Here is a 21,187-nt window from a genome sequence, read left to right on the forward strand (position 1 = left end):
CGAAGCGTCTCGGGATTGGCGGTCGGTCGGCCGTGTCGGTGGTCGATGGGCATCTGGTGAGTGTGTCGAGGGGCAGTCGGAGGTCGTCGCTACGGTCGGCGGAGAAGGGTTCAGTGTACGCGTACGACGACGGGCATGTACGCCACCCTTCCGACCGATTGATCATAAACGTTCCTGTTGAATCCGCGCGGTCGCTCCACGTACCGGGGACCCTCCGAGTTCCGAGGGGATACTGTCGGGTGACGGTGGATTTCGCCGGTCTCACCCCGCGTCGCCGTGCGTCCATCCCTCGTCCGCGAGTGGCTCGCCGTCGAGGCGGACGTCGCCGTCGGTCGCCACGCCGAGACGAGTGAGATCGACCGGGCACGCCTCGCGCGCGACCGCCAAGCGGTCGGCGGGGACCGTACAGACCAGCTCGAAGTCCTCGCCGAACGTCGTCGCCAGCCGGAGCGCCTCGCGCTCGTCGTCGGCGACATCGCGTACGGCGGGGTCGACGGGGAGCGCCGAGGCGTCGACGTCGAACCCGCAGTCCGAGGCCTCGGCGAGCTGGTGGAGCGATCGGGCGAGGCCGTCGCTCGAGTCCATCATCGCCGTCGCCTCCGGGGCGAGCGCGACCCCGGCGGCCACGCGGGGCGTGAACCGGAACAGCTCGTTCGCCCGCTCGGTCTCGTCACTCCGAAAGAGTTCGAGGGCGGCCGCCGACCGCCCGAGCGTCCCCGTCACGCAGACGGTGTCACCCGGCTCGGCCCCCGAGCGCAGCACGGGGCTCCCGGTCTCGCCGAGCGCCGTCGTGGCGACGGTGAACTCCTCGTGACCGTCGAGGTCCCCCCCGACGTACTCCGCACCGACCACCTCGCACACCTCGCTCGTACCGTCGACGAACGCCCCGAGCTCGTCGGGGTCGAACGAGGGCGCGGCGTAGACGGCCACCGCGGCCGTCGCGCGGGCACCCATCGCCGCCACGTCCGAGAGGGAGGCACCGACCGACCGCCAGCCGGCGGTGTACCGGGTAGTGCCGTCGGGGAAGTCGGTCGTCTCGTGGAGCATGTCGGTCGTCACGACGGTCCCGTCGACGACCGCCGCGTCGTCGCCGGCCCGGTCGAGCCGGTCACCCAGCAGGCGGAGGGCGGCCCGTTCGTCCATGCCGGGTGGTGGGGAGGCGACCACTTCAACCGTCCGTGACGACCCGTGACGACCGGGTGAGCGCCGACGCCGTCCGAGGCCGCCCGCGGCGCTACCCCGCCGGTCGGACGCCGGGTGCGTGCCCCGGGTTCCGGTGGCACCCCACGATCCCGTCCCGTTCAGTCGGGGTGGGTTCGGAGGCTTCAAGCGGCGGCCCGCGCTCTTGCGGGACATGGACGTCGACTGGCGGACGACGCTCGTCGGGTTCGCCGCCGCGCTCGTCGTCCTCGGCCTCCTCGTCGGACTCGTCGGCGTCGGCCGCGTCGTCGACGCGCTCTCGAGGGCCGATCCGGTCGTCCTCGTCGGCGTCCTCGCGGTCGCCACCGTCTGGATGACCGCGTGGGGGCTCTCGCTCCGGACGGTGCTCGGCATACTCGGTTCGGCGATACCCGCCCGGGTCGCGGTCCTGGTGTTCACGGCGGCGACGTTCGCCAACAACGTCACGCCGTTCGGCCAGGCCGGCGGCGAGCCCGTCACGGCGCTGTTCATCTCGCGGACCGCCGACACGGAGTACGAGACCGGCCTGGCGGCCATCGCCAGCGTCGACTCGCTCAACTTCGTGCCCTCGATACTGCTCGCGCTCGTGGGCATCGGCTACTTCTCGGCGACGGTGGCGTTCGGCCGCCGCCTCCAGTACGCGGCCGTCGCCGTCGCCGGGCTCGCGGTCGGTATCCCGCTCGTCGGGATCTACGCCTGGAACAACCGCTATCGGGTCGAGGCGACGGTCGTCCGCCTGCTCACCCCGATCATCCGCTGGTTCGGCCGGGTGCTCCCGCGCCGGGACCCGCCCGACGTCCACGTCATCGAGGCGCGCATCGAGCGGTTCTTCCACGCCATCGAACGGGTGACCGGCGACCGCCGGCGGCTGGCGATGGCGCTCGGGTTCTCCGCGCTCGGGTGGCTCTGCCTCTCGGGGTCGCTCTGGCTCTCGCTCTACGCGCTGGGCTACCCCACCCCGTTCGCCGCGATGCTCGTCGTCGTCCCGATCGGGGCGATCGCGGGGATAACCCCGCTCCCCGGTGGTCTCGGCGGCGTCGAGGCGGTCCTCGTCGCCCTGCTCGTCCCGACGACGGGGGTGACCGTCGCCGCGGCCACCGCCGCCGTCGTCATCCACCGGACGGCCACCTACTGGCTCCCGGTGCTCGTCGGCGGCGGGACCGCCGCCGCCATCGGGGCCGGCGGGATACTGTCGACGCCGGACCGGAAGACCCGCGAGAACGACTGATAGGTGCCCGCCCTGACGACCGGGGACGACTGACGGGGGTCCCCGCCCCGACGACCGGGGGCGACCAAGGGTGTTCCCCCAGTGACGATCAGGGGTCGATCAGCCGGCATTCACGGGACGCCGGACGGGAACAGCCCCCACGCGCCCGACTGCGTACCAACAGCGTTAAACGCGGTCCGAGGGTACGCTGCGGGTAATGACGACGCTCTTCGACGTCCCCGCGGACGACCTCATCGAGGCCGTCGCGGCGGAGATCGGCGACGAGATCGAGGAACCGGAGTGGGCCGCCTACACCAAGACCGGCGTCGGGAGGGAACTCCCGCCCGAACAGGAGGACTTCTGGTCGATCCGTGCGGCCAGCCTCCTCCGGAAGGTCGCCGTCGACGGCCCCATCGGAGTCGGGCGACTGCGCGAGGCGTACGGCGACTCGAAGCAGGGGTCGACCCGCTACCGGACCCGCCCCGACGTGAAGAGCGAGGCCTCCGGGAAGGTCATCCGGACGATCCTCCAGCAGCTTGAGGAGGCCGGCTACGTCGTGAACCAGAGCGGCGGCCGCTCGCTCTCCGGCGAGGGCGCGCGCTGCTCGACCGCGTCGCGGGCGAGGTCATGGAGGAGCTCGACCGACCCGACCTGGAGCGCTACGCGTAACGAGCCCCGCTGGCCCAGCGATACCCGTAACCGTTTTCGACGGGGCGCCACAAGGGAGGGCCATGAGCGGAAACGAGGAAGACATCGAGGAACTGCGACAGAAGAAGATGGAGCAGCTCCAGGAGCAGGCCCAGGGGGGCGGCCAGGGCCAGGTCGACGAGGAGGAGATGCAGCGCCAGCAGGAGCAGGCCGAGGCGCAGAAACAGGCCGTTCTCCGCCAGAACCTCACCGACGGGGCGCGCAAGCGGCTCAACACGGTGAAGATGTCCAAGCCGGAGTTCGGCGAGCAAGTCGAACAGCAGGTCGTCGCGCTCGCCCAGTCCGGTCGGCTCGGCGACCGCATCGACGAGGAGCAGATGAAGTCGCTGCTGAAGGAGCTCCAGCCCGACGACGACGGGTACAACATCCGGCGACGGTAGCGTCGGAGCGGTGACGACCGTCCCGAGGGTGGCGGTGCTGTTCAGCGGTGGGAAGGACTCCGCGCTCGCGGCCGTCCTCCTCGAACCGTTCTACGAGGTCACGCTCGTCACCTGCGGGTTCGGCGTGACCGACGCGCCGGTGCACGCCCGCGAGGCCGCCCACGCCGTCGGGTTCGACCACGAGACCGTCGACCTGCCGCGCGATGTGGCCGAGTCGGCCGTCGACCGCCTGCTCTCCGACGGCTACCCCAACGAGGCCATCCAGTCGGTCCACGAGGCGGCCGTCGAACGGGTCGCTTCGGGGACGTGGGACGCCGTCGCCGACGGGACGCGGCGCGACGACCGGACGCCCGCGGTCTCGGCCTCCTTCGCCCAGTCCGTCGAGGATCGTCACAGCGTCGACCACCTCGCGCCGCTCGCGGGGCTCGGCCGCCGGGCGGTCGACGCGCTCGTCGAGCGCCACCTCCGCGTCGAGTCGGGGCCGAGCGACGAGGTGGCGAAGGGCGACTACGAGACGGCGCTCCGGGCGCTCCTCCGGGAGCGCGCGGGCGAGGGGGCCGTCGCCGCGGTGTTCCCCGAGCACGTCCAGTCGCGGGTGGTCGGGCGTCGGAACCGCGACGACGCGCCCCGCCGCCTCCCGTGACAAACGTTCGCTTTCGCGGGAACGCTTTTACCCGACCGATTGTTAGTCACACCCGTACATGAGTTCCGACCGGGCCGCCCTCGACCGCGCCATCGAGCGCGGGGAGGAGGAGGGCGGCAGCGTCGAGTTCAAGGAGCGGCTCACCAAGGACGTCCACCTCGCCGACGGTCGGCTGGAATCGCTCGCCGCACAGCTGCGTCACCGGGTGCTGTCGGGCGACGGCGAGGCGACGTACGTGGTGGGAGTCACCGACGACGGGGGGATCGCGGGGATCGGCCCCGAGGCGTTCACGGAGACGATGGACGTCCTCTCGCTGCTGTCGGAGGAGGCCGGCGCGCACATCGACGACGTCCAGACCTGGGCGGTGTCGCCCGGCGACGACGGGGCCGACCGGGGCGTGGTCGGCGTCGCCACCGTCCGGGAGGGGACCGTTCTGGACACGGACGACGAGCACATCGTGGTCGGGACGGCGGGCCACGTCGACCACGGGAAGTCGACGCTGGTGGGGTCGCTCGTCACCGGGCACGCCGACGACGGCCAGGGTGGCACCCGCGCGTTCCTCGACGTCCAGCCCCACGAGGTCGAGCGCGGCCTCTCGGCCGACCTCTCCTACGGCGTCTACGGGTTCGATGCCGGCGGGAGGCCAGTGAGAATGGACAACCCCGACCGGAAGTCCGACCGGGCGGAGGTCGTCCGCGAGTCCGACCGGCTGGTCTCGTTCGTCGACACGGTGGGTCACGAGCCGTGGCTCCGGACCACCATCCGCGGGCTGGTGGGTCAGAAGCTCGACTACGGCCTGCTCGTGGTCGCCGCCGACGACGGCCCGACCAAGACCACCCGCGAGCACCTCGGCATCCTCCTCGCCACCGAACTCCCGACCATCGTGGCCGTCACGAAGTGTGACGCGGTGGGAGACGAGCGGGTTCAGGAGGTCGAACGCGAGGTCGAACGGCTGCTCCGGGGAGCCGAGCGGACCCCGCTGTCGGTGGCGCGTCACGGCGTCGAGGCGGCCATCGAGGAGATCGACCGGACCGTCGTCCCGATGGTGCGGACGAGCGCGGTGACGATGGAGGGACTTCCCGTCCTCGACCGGCTGTTCGAGCGCCTCCCGAAGACCGGCGGCGACGACGGCGAGTTCGCCATGTACGTCGATAGAACGTACAACGTCACCGGCGTCGGGGCGGTCGCCTCCGGGACCGTCAAGTCAGGTACTGTGGAGGCCGGCGACGAGCTCCTGCTCGGCCCGATGAGCGACGGCTCGTTCCGCGAGGTCGAGGTCCGCTCGATCGAGATGCACTACCATCGCGTCGACGAGGCCCGCGCGGGTCGCATCGTCGGCATCGCGCTCAAGGGGGTGCGAGAAGCCGACGTCCGCCGGGGGATGGCGCTGCTCCCGCGGGACGCGGAGCCGCGGGCGGTCCGGGAGTTCGAGGCGGAGGTGATGGTGCTGAACCACCCGACCCGGATCGGCGACGGCTACGAGCCGGTCGTCCACCTGGAGACGGTGAGCGAGGCCGCCACGTTCCACCCCGAGGGCGGACAGCTCCTCCCCGGTGACACCGGACGGACCCGCGTCCGATTCAAGTTCCACCCCTACCTCGTCGAGGAGGGCCAGCGGTTCGTCTTCCGCGAGGGCCGCTCGAAGGGCGTCGGGACGGTGACGAGCATCGAACCCGAGTGACCGGGAGCGAACGTCCGTTCTCGACGGCCCGGGTCGCCTCGGAGACGTCGGCGATCGGAACCCGCTTGCGGCCGAGCGGCGTACCGACACGTATGGACCGGCCCGGTCCCGCTCCCCAGCCCGGTATCGGAGCACGCCTCCTGATGGTGGTCGTCGGCGTGACGCTGTTCGTCGTCTACGCGGCACTCGCGGCGGCGAGCTACCTCCTCATCGCGTCGTTCCTGCGGGGGCTCACCCGGACCGAGATCCTGACGACCGCCGTCCTCGTCGTGGGGCTGACGCTCGCCCTCGGCTACCTCTCCTACCAGTTCGGGACGGCGAGGCTGCTCGCCGGGCTCGACGCCCGGACGCTCACCCCCGAGCGGGCCCCCGCCCTCTACGACCGGCTCGAGACGCTCGCGGGGCGCGTCGGCGTGGAGACGCCCCGGATCGCCGTCGCGCGCATGGAGATGCCGAACGCGCTCGCGCTCGGCGGCGGGCGCGACGGGGTCGTCGTGCTCGACGGTCGGCTGTTCCGTCTGCTCGACGCCCGCGAACTGGAGGGGATCCTCGCCCACGAGCTGGCCCACATCGAGAGCCGCGACAGTCTCGTCCAGACGCTGGCCTACAGCCTCGTCCGCACCCTCGTGAGCGTGCTGACCGTCCCGCTGTTGCCGGTGGCGCTGTTGCTCGGTGGCCTCTCGCGATCGCTCGCGTGGACCCGGGGACGACCGGGGCAGGGGACGCCGGGGATCGATCTCCTGCGGGCGGCCGTGGGCCGTCTGGTGCTGTCGGTACTCGTCGTCCTCACGATAGTCGTCCGGGCGCACTCGCGACGGCGCGAGTTCGCCGCCGACGAGCGTGCCGCCCAGGTGACCGGACGACCGCTCGCGCTCGCTCGCGCCCTCCGGACCATCGAGCGGGCCTCACACCCGGCGGGTGGCCTCCTCGCTACCCTCTACATCCACGCCGAGGAGTCGGACCCGCTGAGCCGGATGCTCTCGACACACCCGTCGATGGACGAGCGCGTCGAGCGGCTGGTCGAGCTGTCCGGGCGACGGACGGAGCCCGGTGTCCGGATCCCGATCCGGTGAGGGGACCGGTCCGACCGCTTCGCTCGGGGTCGGTGGATCACGAGGAGTCGAGCGCCGTACTGTGAGTCGCGGTGCGTCGTAGAAAGCCAGACGAGGAGAACAGGTGTCAGAGGCTGTCTTCTCCCCCATCTCCGGCCTATAGCGGGACACGGATAGACTGGCAACCCCGGCAAGGGCGAGCCGTGCTCAGGCCGTGTCCACTACCGATCACTACGTCCAGGGATAAATCGGTTCGGAGCAGTCGGATTCACTACGACATCTGACACGACGCACACCCTGCACCCGACGACCCGACCATTTACACGGGGCGGGAGACATGAACACACGTGACTGGGGGAGGCGAGCTGACGTCGGCGTTCTCGCTACTGGGGAACGAGACACGGCTGCGGATCGTCCTCGAGCTCGGCGACGCAAGCGGGCCGGGAGGGGTGGATTCCATCGGGTTCTCCGATCTCCAGTCGCGGGTGGGGATCGGGGACAACGGGAACTTCAACTACCACCTCCGCCGGCTCACGGGGACGTTCGTCGAACGGGGGGACGACGGCTACCGGCTCATGCTCCCAGGCGTGTACGTCTACCGCGCGCTGAAGACGGGGCCGCTGGGTGAGAGGATCGACCGCGACCGCCTGGAGACGGACGTCCCCTGTCCGGGCTGTGAGGGTTCACAGGAGGTCGGAGTCGAGGACGGCAGGGGGGTCCTCGGCTGTCGGGACTGCGGGATACTCACCTACCGGTACCCCCTGCCCGCTGGCGGGCTCACACGGACGGACGGGACGGGGCTCGCCCGCGCGTTGCGGGAACGAGCCGTCAACGACACGGGCGCGATGCTACGGGGGTTCTGCCCCTACTGTTCGGGGACGGTCGACGCCGACGTCGGCGGGGACGTGGCGTCGCTCCCCGCGAGTAACGGGCGCGGGAGAGTCGGGGAGCGCGACGCGTTCGCGGTGTCGTTCGCCTGCGAGCACTGCCGCTGGTTCGTTCGAGTGAACACCGCGGGGATGCTCGACAGCCACCCACGGGTGAGCGCCTTCCTCTACGAACAGGGTATCGACAGCTACCGCCGGGACCCCTGGCGCGAGGCGGCGTTCACCGTCGACGTCCGCTCCGAGGACCCCTGGACGGCCCACGTCCACGTGGCAGCCGGAGGTGAGACGCTGTCGATCGAACTGGACGAACGCCTCGACGCACGCGAGCTCGAACGGGAGCTCACCCCGATGGCCGTCCGTAACCACGGAGAGGGTGGTGAGGAGGCGAACGGCGGCGGACCGGGTGTCACCGGACGTGGGTGGGGGATCTGATCACGCCCACCACGGCGGATCGAGGAGGTCGCCCATCGACGCCAGCGTGTACGTCGGAGCGGATGTGGTGTCGATCCCGGCACCCGCCGTCCGTTCGTCGGCGAGCCACGCCGCCCTGACGCCCGCGGCGTGAGCGCCGGCCACGTCCGACCCGATCGAGTTTCCGACGTGGACCGCCCGTTCGGGCCGGACCGAGAGCGAACGGAGCGCCCGACCGAACGGCTCGGGGTCGGGCTTGGGGGCCGAGTCGTAGCCGGCGAAGACGACGGCGTCGAACGCGTCGGCGAGCCCGAGCCCCTCGAGCTTGCGTCGCTGCATCGACGGCGCGCCGTTGGTGACGACGCCGAGCCGGTGGTCCCCGTCCAGCCGCTCGACGGCACAGAGTGCCCCGTCGAGCGGCCGGACGTCCCGGTGGTCGCGCTCGTCGGCGAACGCGGCCGCGACGCGCCGGCCGAGTGCGGGGTCCCGACCCCGCTCCTCGGCGAGGGCGGCGAAACACGCCCGCCGGAGCGAGTCGACGTCGTCGGTCGTCGCCGCAAACTCCGGGTAGCGCTCGTGGTAGTCCTCGACGCCGAAGAACGGGTCGACACCGACGAGGTCGAACGCGAGCGAGAGCAGCTCGGCACCGGATCGCCGGTAGCGACAGAGCGTGTCGTCGACGTCGAACAGCACGGCGTCGACGGGCGCGTCGGGGGGCGGGAGCGCCGGATCGGACGCCGACGGATGGGTAGGCGAGGACGTCATCGCCGGACGTACCTCGCTCCCTCTCGGTCGGCGAGGCCGAACAGGACCGCCCAGTCGAGGATCCGTTCGACTCGCTCACCCCACACCTGCTGCCAGTCGGCGTGACGCTGTCGCTCCCAGTCGGGGACCGAGTCGGCGAACCGCTCGAAGGCCTCGCCGGCGGAGATGGTTTGCTCAGTATCGAGGACCGAGAGCAGGTCCGCCGCCCCGTATACGCGCTCGCGGAACGCCCGCGCGAGCCGGTCGCGGCCCGCGGATTCGCGTGTGCGGTGGTAGCCGCGTTCGGCCTCGGAGACGAGCCCCAGCGCGCGCATGAACGTCAGCCACTCCTTGGCCTCGTCGCGGGCGGGGACGCCCACCCGGTCCATCACGCGGGCACAGCAGTCGTCCTCGCTCCGGGGGACGAGCGGGACCGCCCGGCGGGCCGCTTCGAGGGCGTCGAGCGAGTCGGGTGCCGGTGGGACGACCTTGTACTGCACCGTCCGCACCTCAGAGCCCGAACGACTCGGCGACCAGCGCCTCGTCGAGTTCGCCGACGACGCGCGTCTCCCCGCCGACGACGTCGAGGGTGACCTTCGCGGGGGCGAACACCCCGCGTGGGACCTCGGCGAAGTCCCAGTCGGCCTCCTCGAACACCTCGGCGAACGGGCGACCGTACTCCTCGCGGGCGGTCGAGGCGACCTCCTCGAATCGGTCGAACGGCTCGGCCAGCGTGAGATGGACCTCCGAACCGTAGGCGAGCGCGTCGTTCGTCCGGGCCATCGCCGCCTCCTCGTCGGCGGCGACGGGCGCGACGGGCGCGCGGCCGGTCACCGAGAGGAGGTCGAGCGGGTCGTAGCCGAGTTCGGCCAGCCGGAACGCCGCGAGTTCGGCCGCACGGGCCGCGAGCGTGACGCTCCCGGTGATCGATCCGGTGGCGAAGACGGGGAGGAACGTCGCCGCGGGGTCGACCCCGGCCATCCCCGCGACGTGCTCGGCGACCTTCGCGACCGGCAGGGTGTCCGTCTCGACGGCGAGGACGGCGAAGTCGGCCTCGTCGGCGAAGCCCGTCCGGGTGAACTCCTCCTCCTCGGCGACGAGCGCCCTCGCGGGGCCGGAGCCGAGGCCCTCGAACCCGTCCACCGAGAGTTCCCAGCCCGCCTTCTGCGCACAGAGCAGGCCGAGCGCCGGGTGGTCGGTCTGGAGTTCGACGTGGGTGAGCGGCGCGCCGGCGACCGAGTCCATCGCCGTCTGGACGGTGGCGAGCCCGCCGGTCTGTATCTCGGCGAGCAGTAGCCCCGCCTCGACACCACCGACGGTCTCGACGCCGAAGTCCACGACCGTCGCGCCGTTGTCCAGTTCCCAGACGTCGACCGCGAGCTCGTCAGCGAAGTCGATGGCCTCGTCGATCAGCTCGACGGCCATCACGTTGGGGCTCTCCATACCCCCGGTCGGACGGGCGCGACTAAACCTCCTCGTCTCCACACCGGACCCGTCGGTTCCGTCGCTGGTAGTCGTGGGGGGTCCAGGTCGTCGTGCCCCGTGCCGTCACGTGCACGGCGGAGCGTGCCGGAGCGCACGAGCGAAGATCGGAGGGATCCGATCGCCGTGCCGTGGCGGGCGGGAACGAGAACGGGCGGGAGACGGAGGGAGCTACGGCGTGGCTTCGAGGGGCATCAGCGCCTCCTCGACCATCTCGGCGAGTTCCTCGGCCACGTCGTCGTCGACGGGCCGGTGGGGACGGCGGAGTTCGCCCGCGGGAGCCCCGCGCGACTTCATCGCGGCCTTCAGCCCGGGGATGCTGTGGGTCGCCGTCACCGCGAAGTTCAGATCGCGTCCGGCGTCGTTGAGCGCGTGGGCACCCTCGCGGTCGCCGGAAGTGTGGCGCTCGTAGATGGCGCTCGCGAGGTCCGGCGCGACGTTCGCCAGCGCGAGTATCCCACCGGAAGCCCCGGCGTCGAGCGCCGGCGCGTACACGCCGCCCGAGCCGACGAACAGATCGAAGTCGGCGTCGCCGACGCGGTCGAGCGTCCGGTAGAACCGGTCGACGTTCCCCGAGGAGTCCTTCATCCCCCGGATGTTGGGGTGCTCGGCGAGTCGGCCGACGACCTCGGGGTCGATGGGCTTGTGCGTGTACGCCGGGACGCTGTAGAGGTAGATCGGGATCGAGGCCTCGTCGGCGAGGTCGCGGTAGTAGGCCTCGAGCGCCTCCTGGTCGTGGTCGTAGTAGAACGGGGTGACCACGAGCGCGCCCTCCGCTCCCGCGTCGGCGGCCCGCCCGGTCAGGTCGAGCGTGGGGCCGTAGCCGGGGGTTCCCGTCCCGGCCATCACGGGGATCGAGGCGGCCTCACAGACCGTCTCGACGACCGCGGCGTGCTCGTCGGTGCTCAGCATGGGTGCCTCGCTGTTCGAGCCCGCCGGGACGATGAAGTCGATACCCCGCGTCTCGACCCAGCTCACGAGGTCGGCGAGGCCGTCGTGGTCGACGTCGCCGTCGTCGTCGAACGGCGTCACGAGCGGGAGTCCGGTGCCGGTGATCGACATACCGGGCCTTCGGGACCGGTTCACCTATACGTTCTGAACGATCGCCGTTCCCGCGATGGCCGTCGAACGGGGAGCCGACGGCGCGTACGGCCGTCACGCGGGCGTCTGACGCGGATTTATGCCACCCCATGCCGCAGGCATCGGTGGGCGCGCGCAGGCGACCTCGACTAACCCCATCCTCCCGACGCGCGCCCGGCCCCTTTCCTTTCGAACGAGCACCGTACCGGTCCGCGACCGGGGGTCACACACCGGCGGCGTTCGACCGCGCTCAGGCCGCGCCCGCCTCCTCGGCGTCGGCACCGGTGAGCATCGCCTTGACCTCCGCGAGCGTGTCCTGTTCCGCCACGACGGCCACGCTGTCGCCGTCCTCGATCTCCGTCTGCGGGAGCGGGATCGTCATCGGCTCGTTCGCCCGTCCGTGCGCGTAGACCCGGGCGTTACCCGGGAGTTCGAGCGAGACGACCCGCCGGCCGACGTGTGGGGACTCCGCGGGGATGCGGACGCTCGCGGCCGTGAGCGTCTCCGTCAGGTCCGCGAGGACGTTCAGGTCGCCTCCGAGGAGGGCGGTCTTCGCGCCGGCGGCCCCGAGGCGCTCGGGGTAGACTACCTCGTCGACGTTCGCGGCGTACCCCTCGTAGATCTCCTCGCGGTAGTCCTCGTCGATGCGTATCACCGTCCGGCAGTCGTGGCTGCCGGCGATGGTGCAGGCGGCGTAGTTGACGTTCAGGTTCCCCGTCAGCCCGCCGACGGCGTCCGCGGTCTCGAGGCCGGCCTCCAGCAGGACCGACTCGTCGTCACCGCTCCCCACGACCACGTCGAACCCGTCGGCCTCGGCCATACTCGCCTTCTCCCCGTCCACCTCGACGATGGTGACGTTGTGGCCCTCCGACCGGAGTATCTCGGCCGTCCGCTTGCCGACGCGACCGTAGCCGACGATGAGGAACTGCATGTGACGCGGTACACCACGACACGGTAAAAAGGTGTACCCCCGCGGCGCACCGGAAGAACACAGCCGGGCAGGCCGTTTCGGACGCGTCGCTCCCGCCGTCGGCTCGGAGCCGGAGAGAGGGGATTCGACGGGAGGTGTGCGGCTGGAGGTTCGGATACGGCGTCAGGCCGACTCGGCGGCCCCGTCGCTCCGGTCCATGATGAGGTCACGCAGGTCGTCGGCGTCGCTGATGCGCGCTATCTCGTCGCGCTCGACCAGCGCGGTCCCGTCGACGTTGTCACGGGTGGCCCTGTCGACGACGTAGAGCGACCGGGTCCGCGTGACCTCGCCGACCGAGGACATGATCCGGGCGCGCTTCTCGGCGGTGCGGTTGAACTCCGAGTGGCCGGTCAGCACGGCGTCCTCGGTCCGGTCGCCGTCCTCGCTGACCGCTTTGAACGGCGCGCGGGACGTAGGGTGGACGTCGAAGCCGACGCGGGTGAGCGCGAAGATGACCGGTTCGTCGTCGGGATCCGCGTCGGGGTCCTCGGGGGTGGGCTCGCCCTCGTGGACGTCCTCGGCCCCTTCGAGCACCTCGACTGGGGAGGTGAGCGGCTTTTCGAACACCTCCTCGAGCCGGGCGGCCACCTCGACGCTCGCGTTCATCCCGTCCTCGTACTTCGAGACGGTCCGCCTGGAGACGCCGAGTTCGCTTGCGAGGCGGCCGAGTGACCAGTCGCGCTCCTCGCGGGCGTCCGCGAGGATGTCGGCGTCGATGTTGACGTACAGTCCCCCGGGGGCGGCGTAGATCAGCGGCGGGACCTCCTCGATGAAGAGGTCCATCGCGGTGTCCGGGGCGATCGCCGGTACGCCGTGGCGGAAGTAGACCACGCCCGGGTTGAGGTCCTCGTCGCGGGTCCGCAGGCCGATCACCATCGGCGTCGCGCCGAGGTAGGTACCGAGCCGGCGCATCTCGGCACCGGTCGCCCCGTCGAACGCGTCGACGTTGGCGAGTATCTTCAGCAGCAGGACGTCCTTCCTCGGCGGGCGGCGACGTCGAAGCTCTTCGGACGAATGGCACACCGGTCGCTGACCGAGAACCCCGCGTCCTCCAGCATCGCGGTCACGTTGCCGACCAGTGCCGACCGGGACATAGGGGTACATAGTACCTTCCTGATGTATATGTGTTTCCCTCGGTTGGGACGCCGCCCTCCGGCGGTTCCGTTTCCGATCGACGATACGTTGATATAGGAGAACCCGGACCGCAACGGGGTTAGGCGGGGACCTCGAACCCGGCGGCGTGACCGTCGTCGGCCTCGACGACACGGACTCGCGAGAGCGGGGGATGTGTACGACGTACGTGGCCGCGCGCCTCGCCGAGCGGCTGCGACACGAGGGGATCGTCGAGCGGCTCTGTCTCGTCAGGCTGAACCCCGCGGTGCCGTACAAGACACGCGGTAACGCCGCACTCGCGGTCCACACCGACGTCGCGCCCGACGAGGCGTTCGCCCTCGCCGCCGAGGCGGTCGGGGACGCCGCCGAGACGGCCGACCCCGACACGAACCCCGGCGTCGTGATCGCACCGGGGTCGCCCGACACGGTGCCGGCTCCGGTGGCCGAGTTCTCCCGTCGGGCGGTTCGCGAGGAGGTCGACCCTGCCGAGGCCCGCTCGCTGGCGGACACGTACGAGTACCGCCACGAGGGCTGGAAGCTCGGTCGGGGCGTCGTCGGCGCGCTCGCGGCCGTCGGCGCGTGGCGAGCGTGGGACGAGGACGGGACGTTCGACGGGCCGACCTACGAGGTCATCGCCTATCGGGAGTCGGACCGGTGGGGAACCCCCCGCGAGGTCGACCGCGACTCGGTCTTCGCGGCCGCCGAGGTCGAGTACCCGACCGTCTGGGACACCGTCGACCGGGTGGAGGGCGAAGCGGTCTGCGTGCCACACACGCCGGGACCGGTACTCCACGGGATCCGGGGTGACGACCCCTCGGCCTGCCGGCGGGTGAGCGAGGCTATCGAGGGCGAACCGGTCGAGCGCCGCGAGACCTTCGTCACCAACCAGGGGACCGACGCACACCTCCGGCCCGGCGAAGTGGCGGGAGTCGAGGAAGCCCGCGCGTACCGGCTCGACGGGACGGTCGCGTCGGGCCCCGAAACCCGTCGCGGCGGGCACGTCTTCTTCGACCTCGAGGACGCGGGAACGGACCTGCGGTGTGCGGCGTTCGAGCCCACCAAACGGTTCCGCGACCGGGTCCGCGCGCTCCGGATCGGCGACCGGCTCACCGTCTGCGGGGAGGTGAGCGAGGGGACGCTGAAACTGGAGAAGTTCGCCGTCCGCGAGCTCGTGACTACCGAGTCTGTGAACCCGACGTGCCCGGAGTGCGACCGGCGGATGTCCTCTGCGGGACGCGGGCAGGGTTACCGGTGTCGGGACTGCGGGACGAGTTCCGCGGGGAAGACCGAGCGACCGGTCGATCGAGACCTCGAAGTCGGGTGGTACGAGGTCCCGCCGGTCGCCCGTCGGCACGTCGCCGAGCCGCTCGTCCGGGGGGGGTTCGACGCGCCGACTCACCCCGAGCGGTAGGTTCGCCCGGCGAGTGCTCCGGGATACGCCCGGGAGGGGCGTGGACGGAGCGACGGATCGGTTCCACACCACTTACGACCGGTCCCCGCTCACCCGCGGGTATGACCGCCGGGAAGGAGGACGGCGAGGGCGGAGCGGACGAGGAACTGATCGGGGCGCTCCGGGAGGCGGAGGCCGTGAAGTTCGGCGAGTTCGAACTCTCCTCGGGGGGCACCTCGAACTACTACGTGGACAAGTACCTGTTCGAGACGGACCCGCGGTGTCTGCGGCTGATCGCCGAGCGGTTCGCCGAGCGGGTCGGCGACGCCAGGCTCGCGGGGGTCGCGCTCGGAGCGGTGCCCCTGGTCGCGGCGACGAGTTTGGTGGGTGAAAACGAGTACGTGATCGTCCGCAAGTCGGCCAAGGAGTACGGCACGGGCAACCGGATCGAGGGCCGGTTCGAGGAGGGAGAGGAGGTCGTCGTCCTGGAGGACATCGCGACCACGGGGGGGTCGGCCATCGACGCGGTCGAGGCGCTCCGCGAGGCGGGCGCGGTCGTCGAGCGGGTCCTCGTGGTGGTGGACCGCGAGGAGGGGGCCCGCGAGAACCTCGCCGAGGCGGGGGTGGAGATGGAGGCGCTGCTGACCGCCTCCGAACTGCTGGCCGACGCCGGTGTCGACCCCGGGGAGTGATCCCGTCCCCGCCTCGGGGGCCGCGGAGACCGCACGCTCGTGTATAGGTACCGTCGTCCGAACATCGAAATATACATTTCCGTGCAGGCACCCACGCTCGCCATGAACCGCGCGGAGAAGGCGGCCCTCCAGCTACGCGCCGTCCGGGTGCTGCGGACACGAAAGCGGACCCGGACGTACGACCAGCTGGCCGCAGAGACCGGCCTCCCGGCGGGCGACCTCAACAGGTACGTGAACGGGCACGTCCTCCCGGGGGTCGAGCGGGCGCGAGCGGTGGTGGCAGACGTCGGGCGGACGCTCCTGGAGGAGGAGCTGGCGGCCCGCATCGAGACCGACGAGGAGGGGTACGTCGACAACACGCGCGTGGTGTTCGACCAGGCACTCCTGGAGCTCGTTCCGCCGGTGGCGGCCGAGGTGTTCGGCTTCGAGCGACCCGACGTGGTGCTGACGGCGGCGACCGACGGCATCACGCTGGCGACGGCGATGGCGAGCCACTTCGACGCGGCCGTCGCGTACGCGAAGAAGACCCGCGAAACCGCCGTCGAGGAGTTCATCGAGTCCCGAAAGCGGCTCCAGTCGGGCATCGAACTCACCTACTACCTCCCCGCACACGCGGTGGGCCCCGGCGACTCGGCGCTCGTGGTCGACGACCTCATCAGGTCGGGCGAGACCCAGGAGCTCCTGCTCGACATCGCCGAGCGGGCCGGTGCCGACGTGACGGGCGTGTTCGCGCTCATCCGCGTCGGCGAGGACGGGATGGAACGGGCACGCGAGCGGGTGGACGCACCGGTGGAAGCGCTGACCGCCCTCGGCTGACTCGCGCGGCCGAAGGTGACTATAGTTGAGATGCCCACATACGTGTATAGAAATCCCCCACCGAGAGGAAAATACTTAAGTCTCGACTGGCCGCCGTGCTCGAACGTGCATCATGGCTGCAACTGACTCGCTGTCGGACTACTTCGGGTTCGACCGGCACGGCACGGACCTCCGGACGGAGGTGCTGGCCGGGCTGACCACGTTCCTGACGATGAGCTACATCGTCGTGGTCAACCCGAGCATCCTGGTGGGGATCGAGGGGGAGAAGCCGGGGATCATCGTCCCGGGGCTGTCGTACGGGGAGACGGTACAGGCGGTGGCCGTCGTCACCATCATCGCGGCGTTCGTGGCGACCGTGATCATGGCGCTCTATGCCAACCGGCCGTTCGCACAGGCGCCGGGACTCGGCCTGAACGCCTTCTTCGCGTTCACCGTCGTCGGCGCCCAGGCGTCGCGTGGCAGACGGCGCTCGCGGCCGTCGTCGTCGAGGGGGTCATCTTCATCCTCCTCACGGTCGCCGGCGCCCGGCGGTACATCATCGAGGCGTTCCCCGAACCGGTGAAGTTCGCCGTCGGGGCCGGCATCGGCGCGTTCCTCGCCATCATCGGTCTCGAGGAGATGCGTGTCGTCGTCGCGGACCCGGCGACGTATGTGACGCTCGGAGCCGTTGCCTCCGACCCGGTCGCCATCCTCTCCGTGGTGGGGCTGTTCTTCACGTTCGCCCTCTACGCCCGCGGGATTCGGGGGAGCATCCTCCTCGGCGTCCTCGCGACGACGGTCGCGGGCTACGCCGTCGCGGCGAGCGGTCTCGTGGGACCGGAGGCCGCGGAGGCGCTCCGAGGGAACCTCGGCGCGGGCGCGAACTACGACATCACGCCGCTGGCGGGGGCGTTCCTCGGTGGGCTCGGCTCCATCGAGGCGTTCTCGTTCGCGCTCGTCGTGTTCACGTTCTTCTTCGTCGACTTCTTCGACACCGCGGGAACGCTCACCGGCGTCTCGCAGGCGGGAGGTTTCCTCGACGAGAACGGCGACCTCCCGGAGATCGAGAAGCCGCTGATGGCCGACGCCGTCGGCACCACGGTAGGTGGAATCCTCGGCACCTCGACGGTGACGACGTACATCGAGTCCGCGACCGGCGTCGAGGAGGGCGGCCGGACCGGGATGACCGCGCTCGTGGTGGCGCTCCTGTTCCTCGCCGCGCTCGCGCTCGTCCCCCTCGCCGCCGCGATCCCCCTGTACGCCTCGCACATCGCGCTGGTGGTCGTCGCGGTCATCATGCTCCGAAACCTCGTCGATGTCGACTGGGACGACGTCACCCACGCCATCCCGGCGGGGATGACGGTCCTCATCATGCCGTTCACGTTCAACATCGGCTACGGCATCGCCGCGGGCATCATCTCCTACCCCATCGTGAAGGCCGCGACGGGCGAGGGGCGCGACGTCTCGATGGCCCAGTGGGGCCTCGCGCTCGCGTTCGTCGTCTACTTCGTCGTCCGCACGGGCGGGTTCCTCTCGGGCAACGTCTGAACCGTCGCGTCCGGGGGGGTTCGGGGACGCGGCTCCCCGCCCGACCACCCGCTCTCACTTGGTGACCGTCACCGGGACGGTCGCCTTGTCGACGACGCTCTTGGCGACGCTACCGACGGACGGTTCGCGCTCCTCGGAGAGGCCCCGGTGACCGACGTAGATTGCGTCGGCACCGACCTCCCGTGCGTACTCGACGATCGCATCGGCGGGCGACCCGGTCAACAGCTTCGTCTCGACGACGAGGTCGTCGTCGTGCCCGTCGGCGGCGTCGGCCGCGATCCGTCGTGCACCGCGAAGGGTTCGCTCGCCGAGTTCGAGAGCCTTCTCCCCGCCAGCCAGCACGATCTCGCCGTCGACCAGCCTCGTCTCGGGCGTCAGGACGTGCGCGAGTTCGAGGGTCGCCCCGAACGCACTCGCCTGCGTCGACGCGTGACGGACGGCCGCGTCGGCCTCCTCCGACCCGTCCGTGGCCACGATGTATCTGTATCGCATACCGACCCGTTCGATCGAACTGGAGAAGAATCCCTCAGTAGGTTCTCGGGCGCCGGGATTTGCGACCCACTCGCCCGGCAGGTATTGCCGTAACTCGTGGTTATAGGAACGTTCGAATATATGCACGAGACACATGAACGACGACGGGAAGCGGTGGCCGAGCCGCGGGTTCGGCACGCGCTGCGTCCACGCCGGCCGGGAACGTGACCCGGGCACCGGCGCGGCGGCCACGCCCATCCACCAGACCACCTCCTACGAGTTCGAGGACGCCGACACGGCGGCGGGCCTCTACGCGCTCGACGAGCTCGACCACGTCTACTCGCGCATCTCCAACCCGACGGTACGAGTACTCGAGAGGCGGCTCGCCGCGCTCCACGGCGCGCCGGACGCTCTCGCCACGAACTCGGGGATGGGCGCGTTCGATGCCGCGACGACCGTCCTCACCGAATCGGGCGACAACGTCGTCTCAGCCTCGTCGATTTACGGTGGCACCCACTCGTACCTCTCGAAGACGGCGAACCGCCGGGGGATCGAGGCCCGGTTCGTCGACACGCTCGACCCCGACGCCTACGAGGAGGCCATCGACGAGGACACGGCGTACGTCCACTGCGAGACGCTGGCGAACCCCTCGCTTGTCACGCCACCGCTCGCCGAGATCGCCGACGTCGCCCACGACCACGGCGTCCCCCTCCTGGTCGACAACACGTTCGCCACGCCCGCGCTCTGTCGACCCTTCGAGCACGGCGTCGACCTCGTCTGGGAATCCACCACGAAGTGGATACACGGCTCGGGGACCACCGTCGGCGGGGTGCTCCTCGAATCGGGAGCGTTCCCCTGGACCGACTACCCCGAGAAGTACCCCGAGGTCGGCGGGCCGAACCCGGCGTTCCACGGCGTGAACTTCGCCGAGCGCTTCGGCGAACGGGCGTTCACGCTCGCCGCCAGACACCGCGCGGCACGGGTGCTCGGCGACGGACAGAGCCCGTTCGACGCGTGGGCCACGATGCAAGGTACCGAAACGCTCCACCTCCGAATGGAGCGCCACTGCGAGAACGCCCACGCGGTGGCCGAGTTCCTCGCCGACCACCCCGACGTGGCGTGGGTCACCTACCCCGGGCTGGCCGACCACGAGACCCACGACGCGGCGAGCGAGTACCTCGACCGGTTCGGGGGGATGGTCGCGTTCGGGCTCGAAGGCGGATACGAGGCCTGCAAGCGGCTCTGCGAGGCGGTCGACCTGGCGTCGTTCCTCGCCAACATCGGCGACGCCCGGACCCTGATCATCCACCCCGCCTCGACGACGCACGCGCAGTTGGACGAGGCCGAACAGCGCGCCTCGGGGGTCTCGCCCGACCTGCTCCGCCTCTCGGTCGGCATCGAGGACGTCGACGACGTGATCGCCGACCTCGACTCGGCCATCGAGCGCGTGACAGGGGAGACGAGGGAGGGGGCATGACGGTCCCGCACGACCGCGCGACCGCCTCCCTCGGGGAGTTCCAGTTCGAGTGCGGGGAGTCGATCCCCGACCTGGAGATCGCCTACGAGACCTACGGGGAGTTCACCGGCGACAACGCCGTTCTCGTCTGTCACGCCCTCACCGGGAGCGCACACGTCGCCGGTCGGCGCCGGGGCGGGAACACCGCCGGCCAGGCCCGCGCCTGGTGGGAGGACATCGTCGGGCCGGGCAAGGCCATCGACACGACCGAGTACCACGTCGTCTGTGCGAACGTTCCCGGGTCCTGCTACGGCTCCTCGGGCCCCCCCACCGAGAACCCGGAGACGGGCGAGCCGTGGGGGACCGAGTTCCCCCCGGTCACGGTGGGGGACTGGACGGAGTCACAGCGCCGGCTGCTCGATCACCTGGGGATACCGCACCTCCACGCGGTCGTCGGGGGGAGCGTCGGCGGCATGAACGTGATCGACTGGGCCCGACGCCACCCCGATCACGTCGACCGGGTGGTGCCCATCGCGTGTGCGGGGCGGCTCGACCCGCAGTGTCTCGCGCTCGACGCCATCGCCAGGCGGTGTATCACCACGGATCCCAACTGGCAGGGCGGTGACTACTACGGCGAACCGACGGGCCCGACGAACGGGCTGGCGCTCGCCCGGCAGATCGGCCACGTGATGTACCTCTCGAAGGCCTCGATGGAGAAGAAGTTCGGCCGGCGCGCCGCGGGCCGCGAGGCCACCCGTGACACGTTCCCCGTCGACTCGGCGGGGGACTTCTTCCCCTACCGCGACGTGGAATCGTACCTCGACTACAACGGCGAACAGTTCGCCGAGCGGTTCGACGCGAACTCGTACCTCTACCTCACGCGGGCGATGGACAACTACGATCTGTCCTCCGGTTACGAGTCCGACGCGGCGGCGCTCGCGGCGTTCGACGGACAGGCACTCGTCCTCTCCTTCACCGGCGACTGGCACTTCACCGTCGAGGGGAACGAGGCGCTCGCCGAGGCGTTCCGGGAGGCCGGCACGCGGACGGCCCACCACGTCGTCGAGAGCGACCACGGCCACGACGCGTTCCTCGTCGAACCCGACCGGGTAGGTCCGCCCGTCGCGGACTTCCTCGCGGAGGGCGTGAGCGGGACAGCCGTCACGGACACCCGAGAGGACGACGGCGAGTCGGAGTTCGCGCCCGTCCACACCTCGCTGTTTTCGGACTAGGTGGGTCGCGTCCGGAATCCGGCCGGCCGCGGAGACTGCTCGAAAGACACTCCTCGTTCGACGGCC

Annotated in this window: 18 protein-coding genes and 3 pseudogenes; 13 read left to right on the top strand and 8 right to left on the bottom strand. The window is 70.8% G+C overall.

Translation table 11 applies throughout. The annotated features are described in order from the left end of the window. Positions 1-261 precede the first annotated feature (261 nt). On the bottom strand, positions 262-1,143 hold the full coding sequence (thiL, locus tag WDJ58_RS00085; RefSeq protein WP_338915572.1) for a thiamine-phosphate kinase: 882 nt from the start codon (positions 1,141-1,143) through the stop codon (positions 262-264). 211 nt (positions 1,144-1,354) lie between these two features. On the opposite strand from thiL, the gene WDJ58_RS00090 reads away from it, so the two are divergent. From WDJ58_RS00090 to WDJ58_RS00120, 7 genes and pseudogenes are all read left to right on the top strand, one after another. Beyond that, positions 1,355-2,407, top strand: coding sequence for a lysylphosphatidylglycerol synthase transmembrane domain-containing protein (locus WDJ58_RS00090; protein WP_338915573.1), 1,053 nt, complete (start codon positions 1,355-1,357; stop codon positions 2,405-2,407). Between the two features lie 196 nt (positions 2,408-2,603). Then, positions 2,604-3,055: pseudogene (locus WDJ58_RS00095) on the top strand (30S ribosomal protein S19e). A 62-nt stretch (positions 3,056-3,117) separates the two neighbouring features. Next, entirely contained in the window at positions 3,118-3,474 is a 357-nt protein-coding gene (locus WDJ58_RS00100; RefSeq protein WP_338915575.1) for a DNA-binding protein, read from the top strand. A 10-nt stretch (positions 3,475-3,484) separates the two neighbouring features. Continuing rightward, positions 3,485-4,117: a DUF7411 family protein gene (locus tag WDJ58_RS00105; protein WP_338915576.1), complete on the top strand. Its 633-nt coding sequence runs from the start codon at positions 3,485-3,487 to the stop codon at positions 4,115-4,117. Between the two features lie 58 nt (positions 4,118-4,175). After that, positions 4,176-5,798 carry a GTPBP1 family GTP-binding protein gene (locus WDJ58_RS00110; protein ID WP_338915577.1) on the top strand — a complete coding sequence of 541 codons (1,623 nt, stop codon included), beginning with the start codon at positions 4,176-4,178 and terminating at the stop codon, positions 5,796-5,798. Between the two features lie 92 nt (positions 5,799-5,890). Then, complete coding sequence (locus WDJ58_RS00115; RefSeq protein ID WP_338915578.1) at positions 5,891-6,871, top strand: M48 family metallopeptidase; 981 nt, start codon at positions 5,891-5,893, stop codon at positions 6,869-6,871. A gap of 326 nt (positions 6,872-7,197) precedes the next feature. After that, the gene (locus WDJ58_RS00120; protein ID WP_338915618.1) at positions 7,198-8,169 is read left to right on the top strand and encodes a DUF7351 domain-containing protein; all 972 of its coding nucleotides are present in this window, start codon (positions 7,198-7,200) and stop codon (positions 8,167-8,169) included. On the opposite strand, the gene WDJ58_RS00125 is transcribed toward WDJ58_RS00120, so the two are convergent. The 6 genes and pseudogenes from WDJ58_RS00125 to WDJ58_RS00150 form a co-directional block, all read right to left on the bottom strand. Continuing rightward, positions 8,170-8,913, bottom strand: a complete 744-nt coding sequence (locus WDJ58_RS00125) for an HAD family hydrolase (RefSeq protein ID WP_338915580.1) — start codon at positions 8,911-8,913, stop codon at positions 8,170-8,172. Continuing rightward, the gene (locus tag WDJ58_RS00130; protein ID WP_338915619.1) at positions 8,910-9,392 is read right to left on the bottom strand and encodes a hypothetical protein; all 483 of its coding nucleotides are present in this window, start codon (positions 9,390-9,392) and stop codon (positions 8,910-8,912) included. The genes WDJ58_RS00125 and WDJ58_RS00130 overlap by 4 nt, the downstream gene beginning before the upstream one ends. 10 nt (positions 9,393-9,402) lie before the next feature. Continuing rightward, positions 9,403-10,335, bottom strand: a complete 933-nt coding sequence (mch, locus tag WDJ58_RS00135) for a methenyltetrahydromethanopterin cyclohydrolase (RefSeq protein WP_338915581.1) — start codon at positions 10,333-10,335, stop codon at positions 9,403-9,405. Positions 10,336-10,545: 210 nt separating this feature from the next. Further along, positions 10,546-11,436: a dihydrodipicolinate synthase family protein gene (locus WDJ58_RS00140; protein ID WP_338915582.1), complete on the bottom strand. Its 891-nt coding sequence runs from the start codon at positions 11,434-11,436 to the stop codon at positions 10,546-10,548. Between the two features lie 268 nt (positions 11,437-11,704). Continuing rightward, positions 11,705-12,385, bottom strand: a complete 681-nt coding sequence (locus tag WDJ58_RS00145; protein ID WP_338915583.1) for a potassium channel family protein — start codon at positions 12,383-12,385, stop codon at positions 11,705-11,707. A 162-nt stretch (positions 12,386-12,547) separates the two neighbouring features. Beyond that, positions 12,548-13,518, bottom strand: a pseudogene (locus tag WDJ58_RS00150) (transcriptional regulator). Positions 13,519-13,664: 146 nt separating this feature from the next. Between WDJ58_RS00150 and WDJ58_RS00155 the strand changes: the two are divergent. The 4 genes and pseudogenes from WDJ58_RS00155 to WDJ58_RS00170 all read left to right on the top strand — a co-directional run bounded on the left by WDJ58_RS00155 (position 13,665) and on the right by WDJ58_RS00170 (position 17,962). Then, a complete protein-coding gene (locus tag WDJ58_RS00155; protein ID WP_338915585.1) occupies positions 13,665-14,948 on the top strand; it encodes a tRNA(Ile)(2)-agmatinylcytidine synthase in 1,284 nt (427 codons plus the stop codon). Between the two features lie 101 nt (positions 14,949-15,049). Next, on the top strand, positions 15,050-15,619 hold the full coding sequence (gene pyrE / locus WDJ58_RS00160; RefSeq protein ID WP_338915620.1) for an orotate phosphoribosyltransferase: 570 nt from the start codon (positions 15,050-15,052) through the stop codon (positions 15,617-15,619). Between the two features lie 102 nt (positions 15,620-15,721). Beyond that, on the top strand, positions 15,722-16,435 hold the full coding sequence (locus WDJ58_RS00165) for a phosphoribosyltransferase family protein (protein ID WP_338915586.1): 714 nt from the start codon (positions 15,722-15,724) through the stop codon (positions 16,433-16,435). A gap of 112 nt (positions 16,436-16,547) precedes the next feature. Next, positions 16,548-17,962: pseudogene (locus WDJ58_RS00170) on the top strand (NCS2 family permease). A gap of 54 nt (positions 17,963-18,016) precedes the next feature. On the opposite strand, the gene WDJ58_RS00175 reads toward WDJ58_RS00170, so the two are convergent. Then, positions 18,017-18,454 (bottom strand): universal stress protein, encoded by a 438-nt coding sequence (locus WDJ58_RS00175; protein WP_338915588.1) that lies wholly within the window; start codon positions 18,452-18,454, stop codon positions 18,017-18,019. Positions 18,455-18,587: 133 nt separating this feature from the next. Here WDJ58_RS00175 and WDJ58_RS00180 point away from each other — a divergent pair, with 133 nt between their 5' ends. Together WDJ58_RS00180 and metX are read left to right on the top strand one after the other, a co-directional pair. Beyond that, the gene (locus WDJ58_RS00180) at positions 18,588-19,910 is read left to right on the top strand and encodes an O-acetylhomoserine aminocarboxypropyltransferase/cysteine synthase family protein (protein ID WP_338915589.1); all 1,323 of its coding nucleotides are present in this window, start codon (positions 18,588-18,590) and stop codon (positions 19,908-19,910) included. Then, on the top strand, positions 19,907-21,121 hold the full coding sequence (metX, locus tag WDJ58_RS00185) for a homoserine O-acetyltransferase MetX (RefSeq protein WP_338915590.1): 1,215 nt from the start codon (positions 19,907-19,909) through the stop codon (positions 21,119-21,121). Before WDJ58_RS00180 ends, metX begins: the two co-directional genes overlap by 4 nt. Positions 21,122-21,187: the final 66 nt, after the last annotated feature.

It is taken from the genome of Salinirubellus litoreus, assembly GCF_037335815.1.
GTDB classification, from domain to species: Archaea; Halobacteriota; Halobacteria; order Halobacteriales; family Haloarculaceae; genus Salinirubellus; species Salinirubellus litoreus.

What these genes read in the sequence shown, in the direction of transcription:
- thiL (WP_338915572.1), bottom strand. Translation starts at nt 1,143, where the DNA reads ATGGACGAACGGGCCGCCCTCCGCCTGCTGGGTGACCGGCTCGACCGG.
- WDJ58_RS00090 (WP_338915573.1), top strand. Translation starts at nt 1,355, where the DNA reads ATGGACGTCGACTGGCGGACGACGCTCGTCGGGTTCGCCGCCGCGCTC.
- WDJ58_RS00100 (WP_338915575.1), top strand. Translation starts at nt 3,118, where the DNA reads ATGAGCGGAAACGAGGAAGACATCGAGGAACTGCGACAGAAGAAGATG.
- WDJ58_RS00110 (WP_338915577.1), top strand. Translation starts at nt 4,176, where the DNA reads ATGAGTTCCGACCGGGCCGCCCTCGACCGCGCCATCGAGCGCGGGGAG.
- WDJ58_RS00115 (WP_338915578.1), top strand. Translation starts at nt 5,891, where the DNA reads ATGGACCGGCCCGGTCCCGCTCCCCAGCCCGGTATCGGAGCACGCCTC.
- WDJ58_RS00125 (WP_338915580.1), bottom strand. Translation starts at nt 8,913, where the DNA reads ATGACGTCCTCGCCTACCCATCCGTCGGCGTCCGATCCGGCGCTCCCG.
- mch (WP_338915581.1), bottom strand. Translation starts at nt 10,335, where the DNA reads ATGGAGAGCCCCAACGTGATGGCCGTCGAGCTGATCGACGAGGCCATC.
- WDJ58_RS00140 (WP_338915582.1), bottom strand. Translation starts at nt 11,436, where the DNA reads ATGTCGATCACCGGCACCGGACTCCCGCTCGTGACGCCGTTCGACGAC.
- WDJ58_RS00145 (WP_338915583.1), bottom strand. Translation starts at nt 12,385, where the DNA reads ATGCAGTTCCTCATCGTCGGCTACGGTCGCGTCGGCAAGCGGACGGCC.
- pyrE (WP_338915620.1), top strand. Translation starts at nt 15,050, where the DNA reads ATGACCGCCGGGAAGGAGGACGGCGAGGGCGGAGCGGACGAGGAACTG.
- WDJ58_RS00165 (WP_338915586.1), top strand. Translation starts at nt 15,722, where the DNA reads ATGAACCGCGCGGAGAAGGCGGCCCTCCAGCTACGCGCCGTCCGGGTG.
- WDJ58_RS00175 (WP_338915588.1), bottom strand. Translation starts at nt 18,454, where the DNA reads ATGCGATACAGATACATCGTGGCCACGGACGGGTCGGAGGAGGCCGAC.
- WDJ58_RS00180 (WP_338915589.1), top strand. Translation starts at nt 18,588, where the DNA reads ATGAACGACGACGGGAAGCGGTGGCCGAGCCGCGGGTTCGGCACGCGC.
- metX (WP_338915590.1), top strand. Translation starts at nt 19,907, where the DNA reads ATGACGGTCCCGCACGACCGCGCGACCGCCTCCCTCGGGGAGTTCCAG.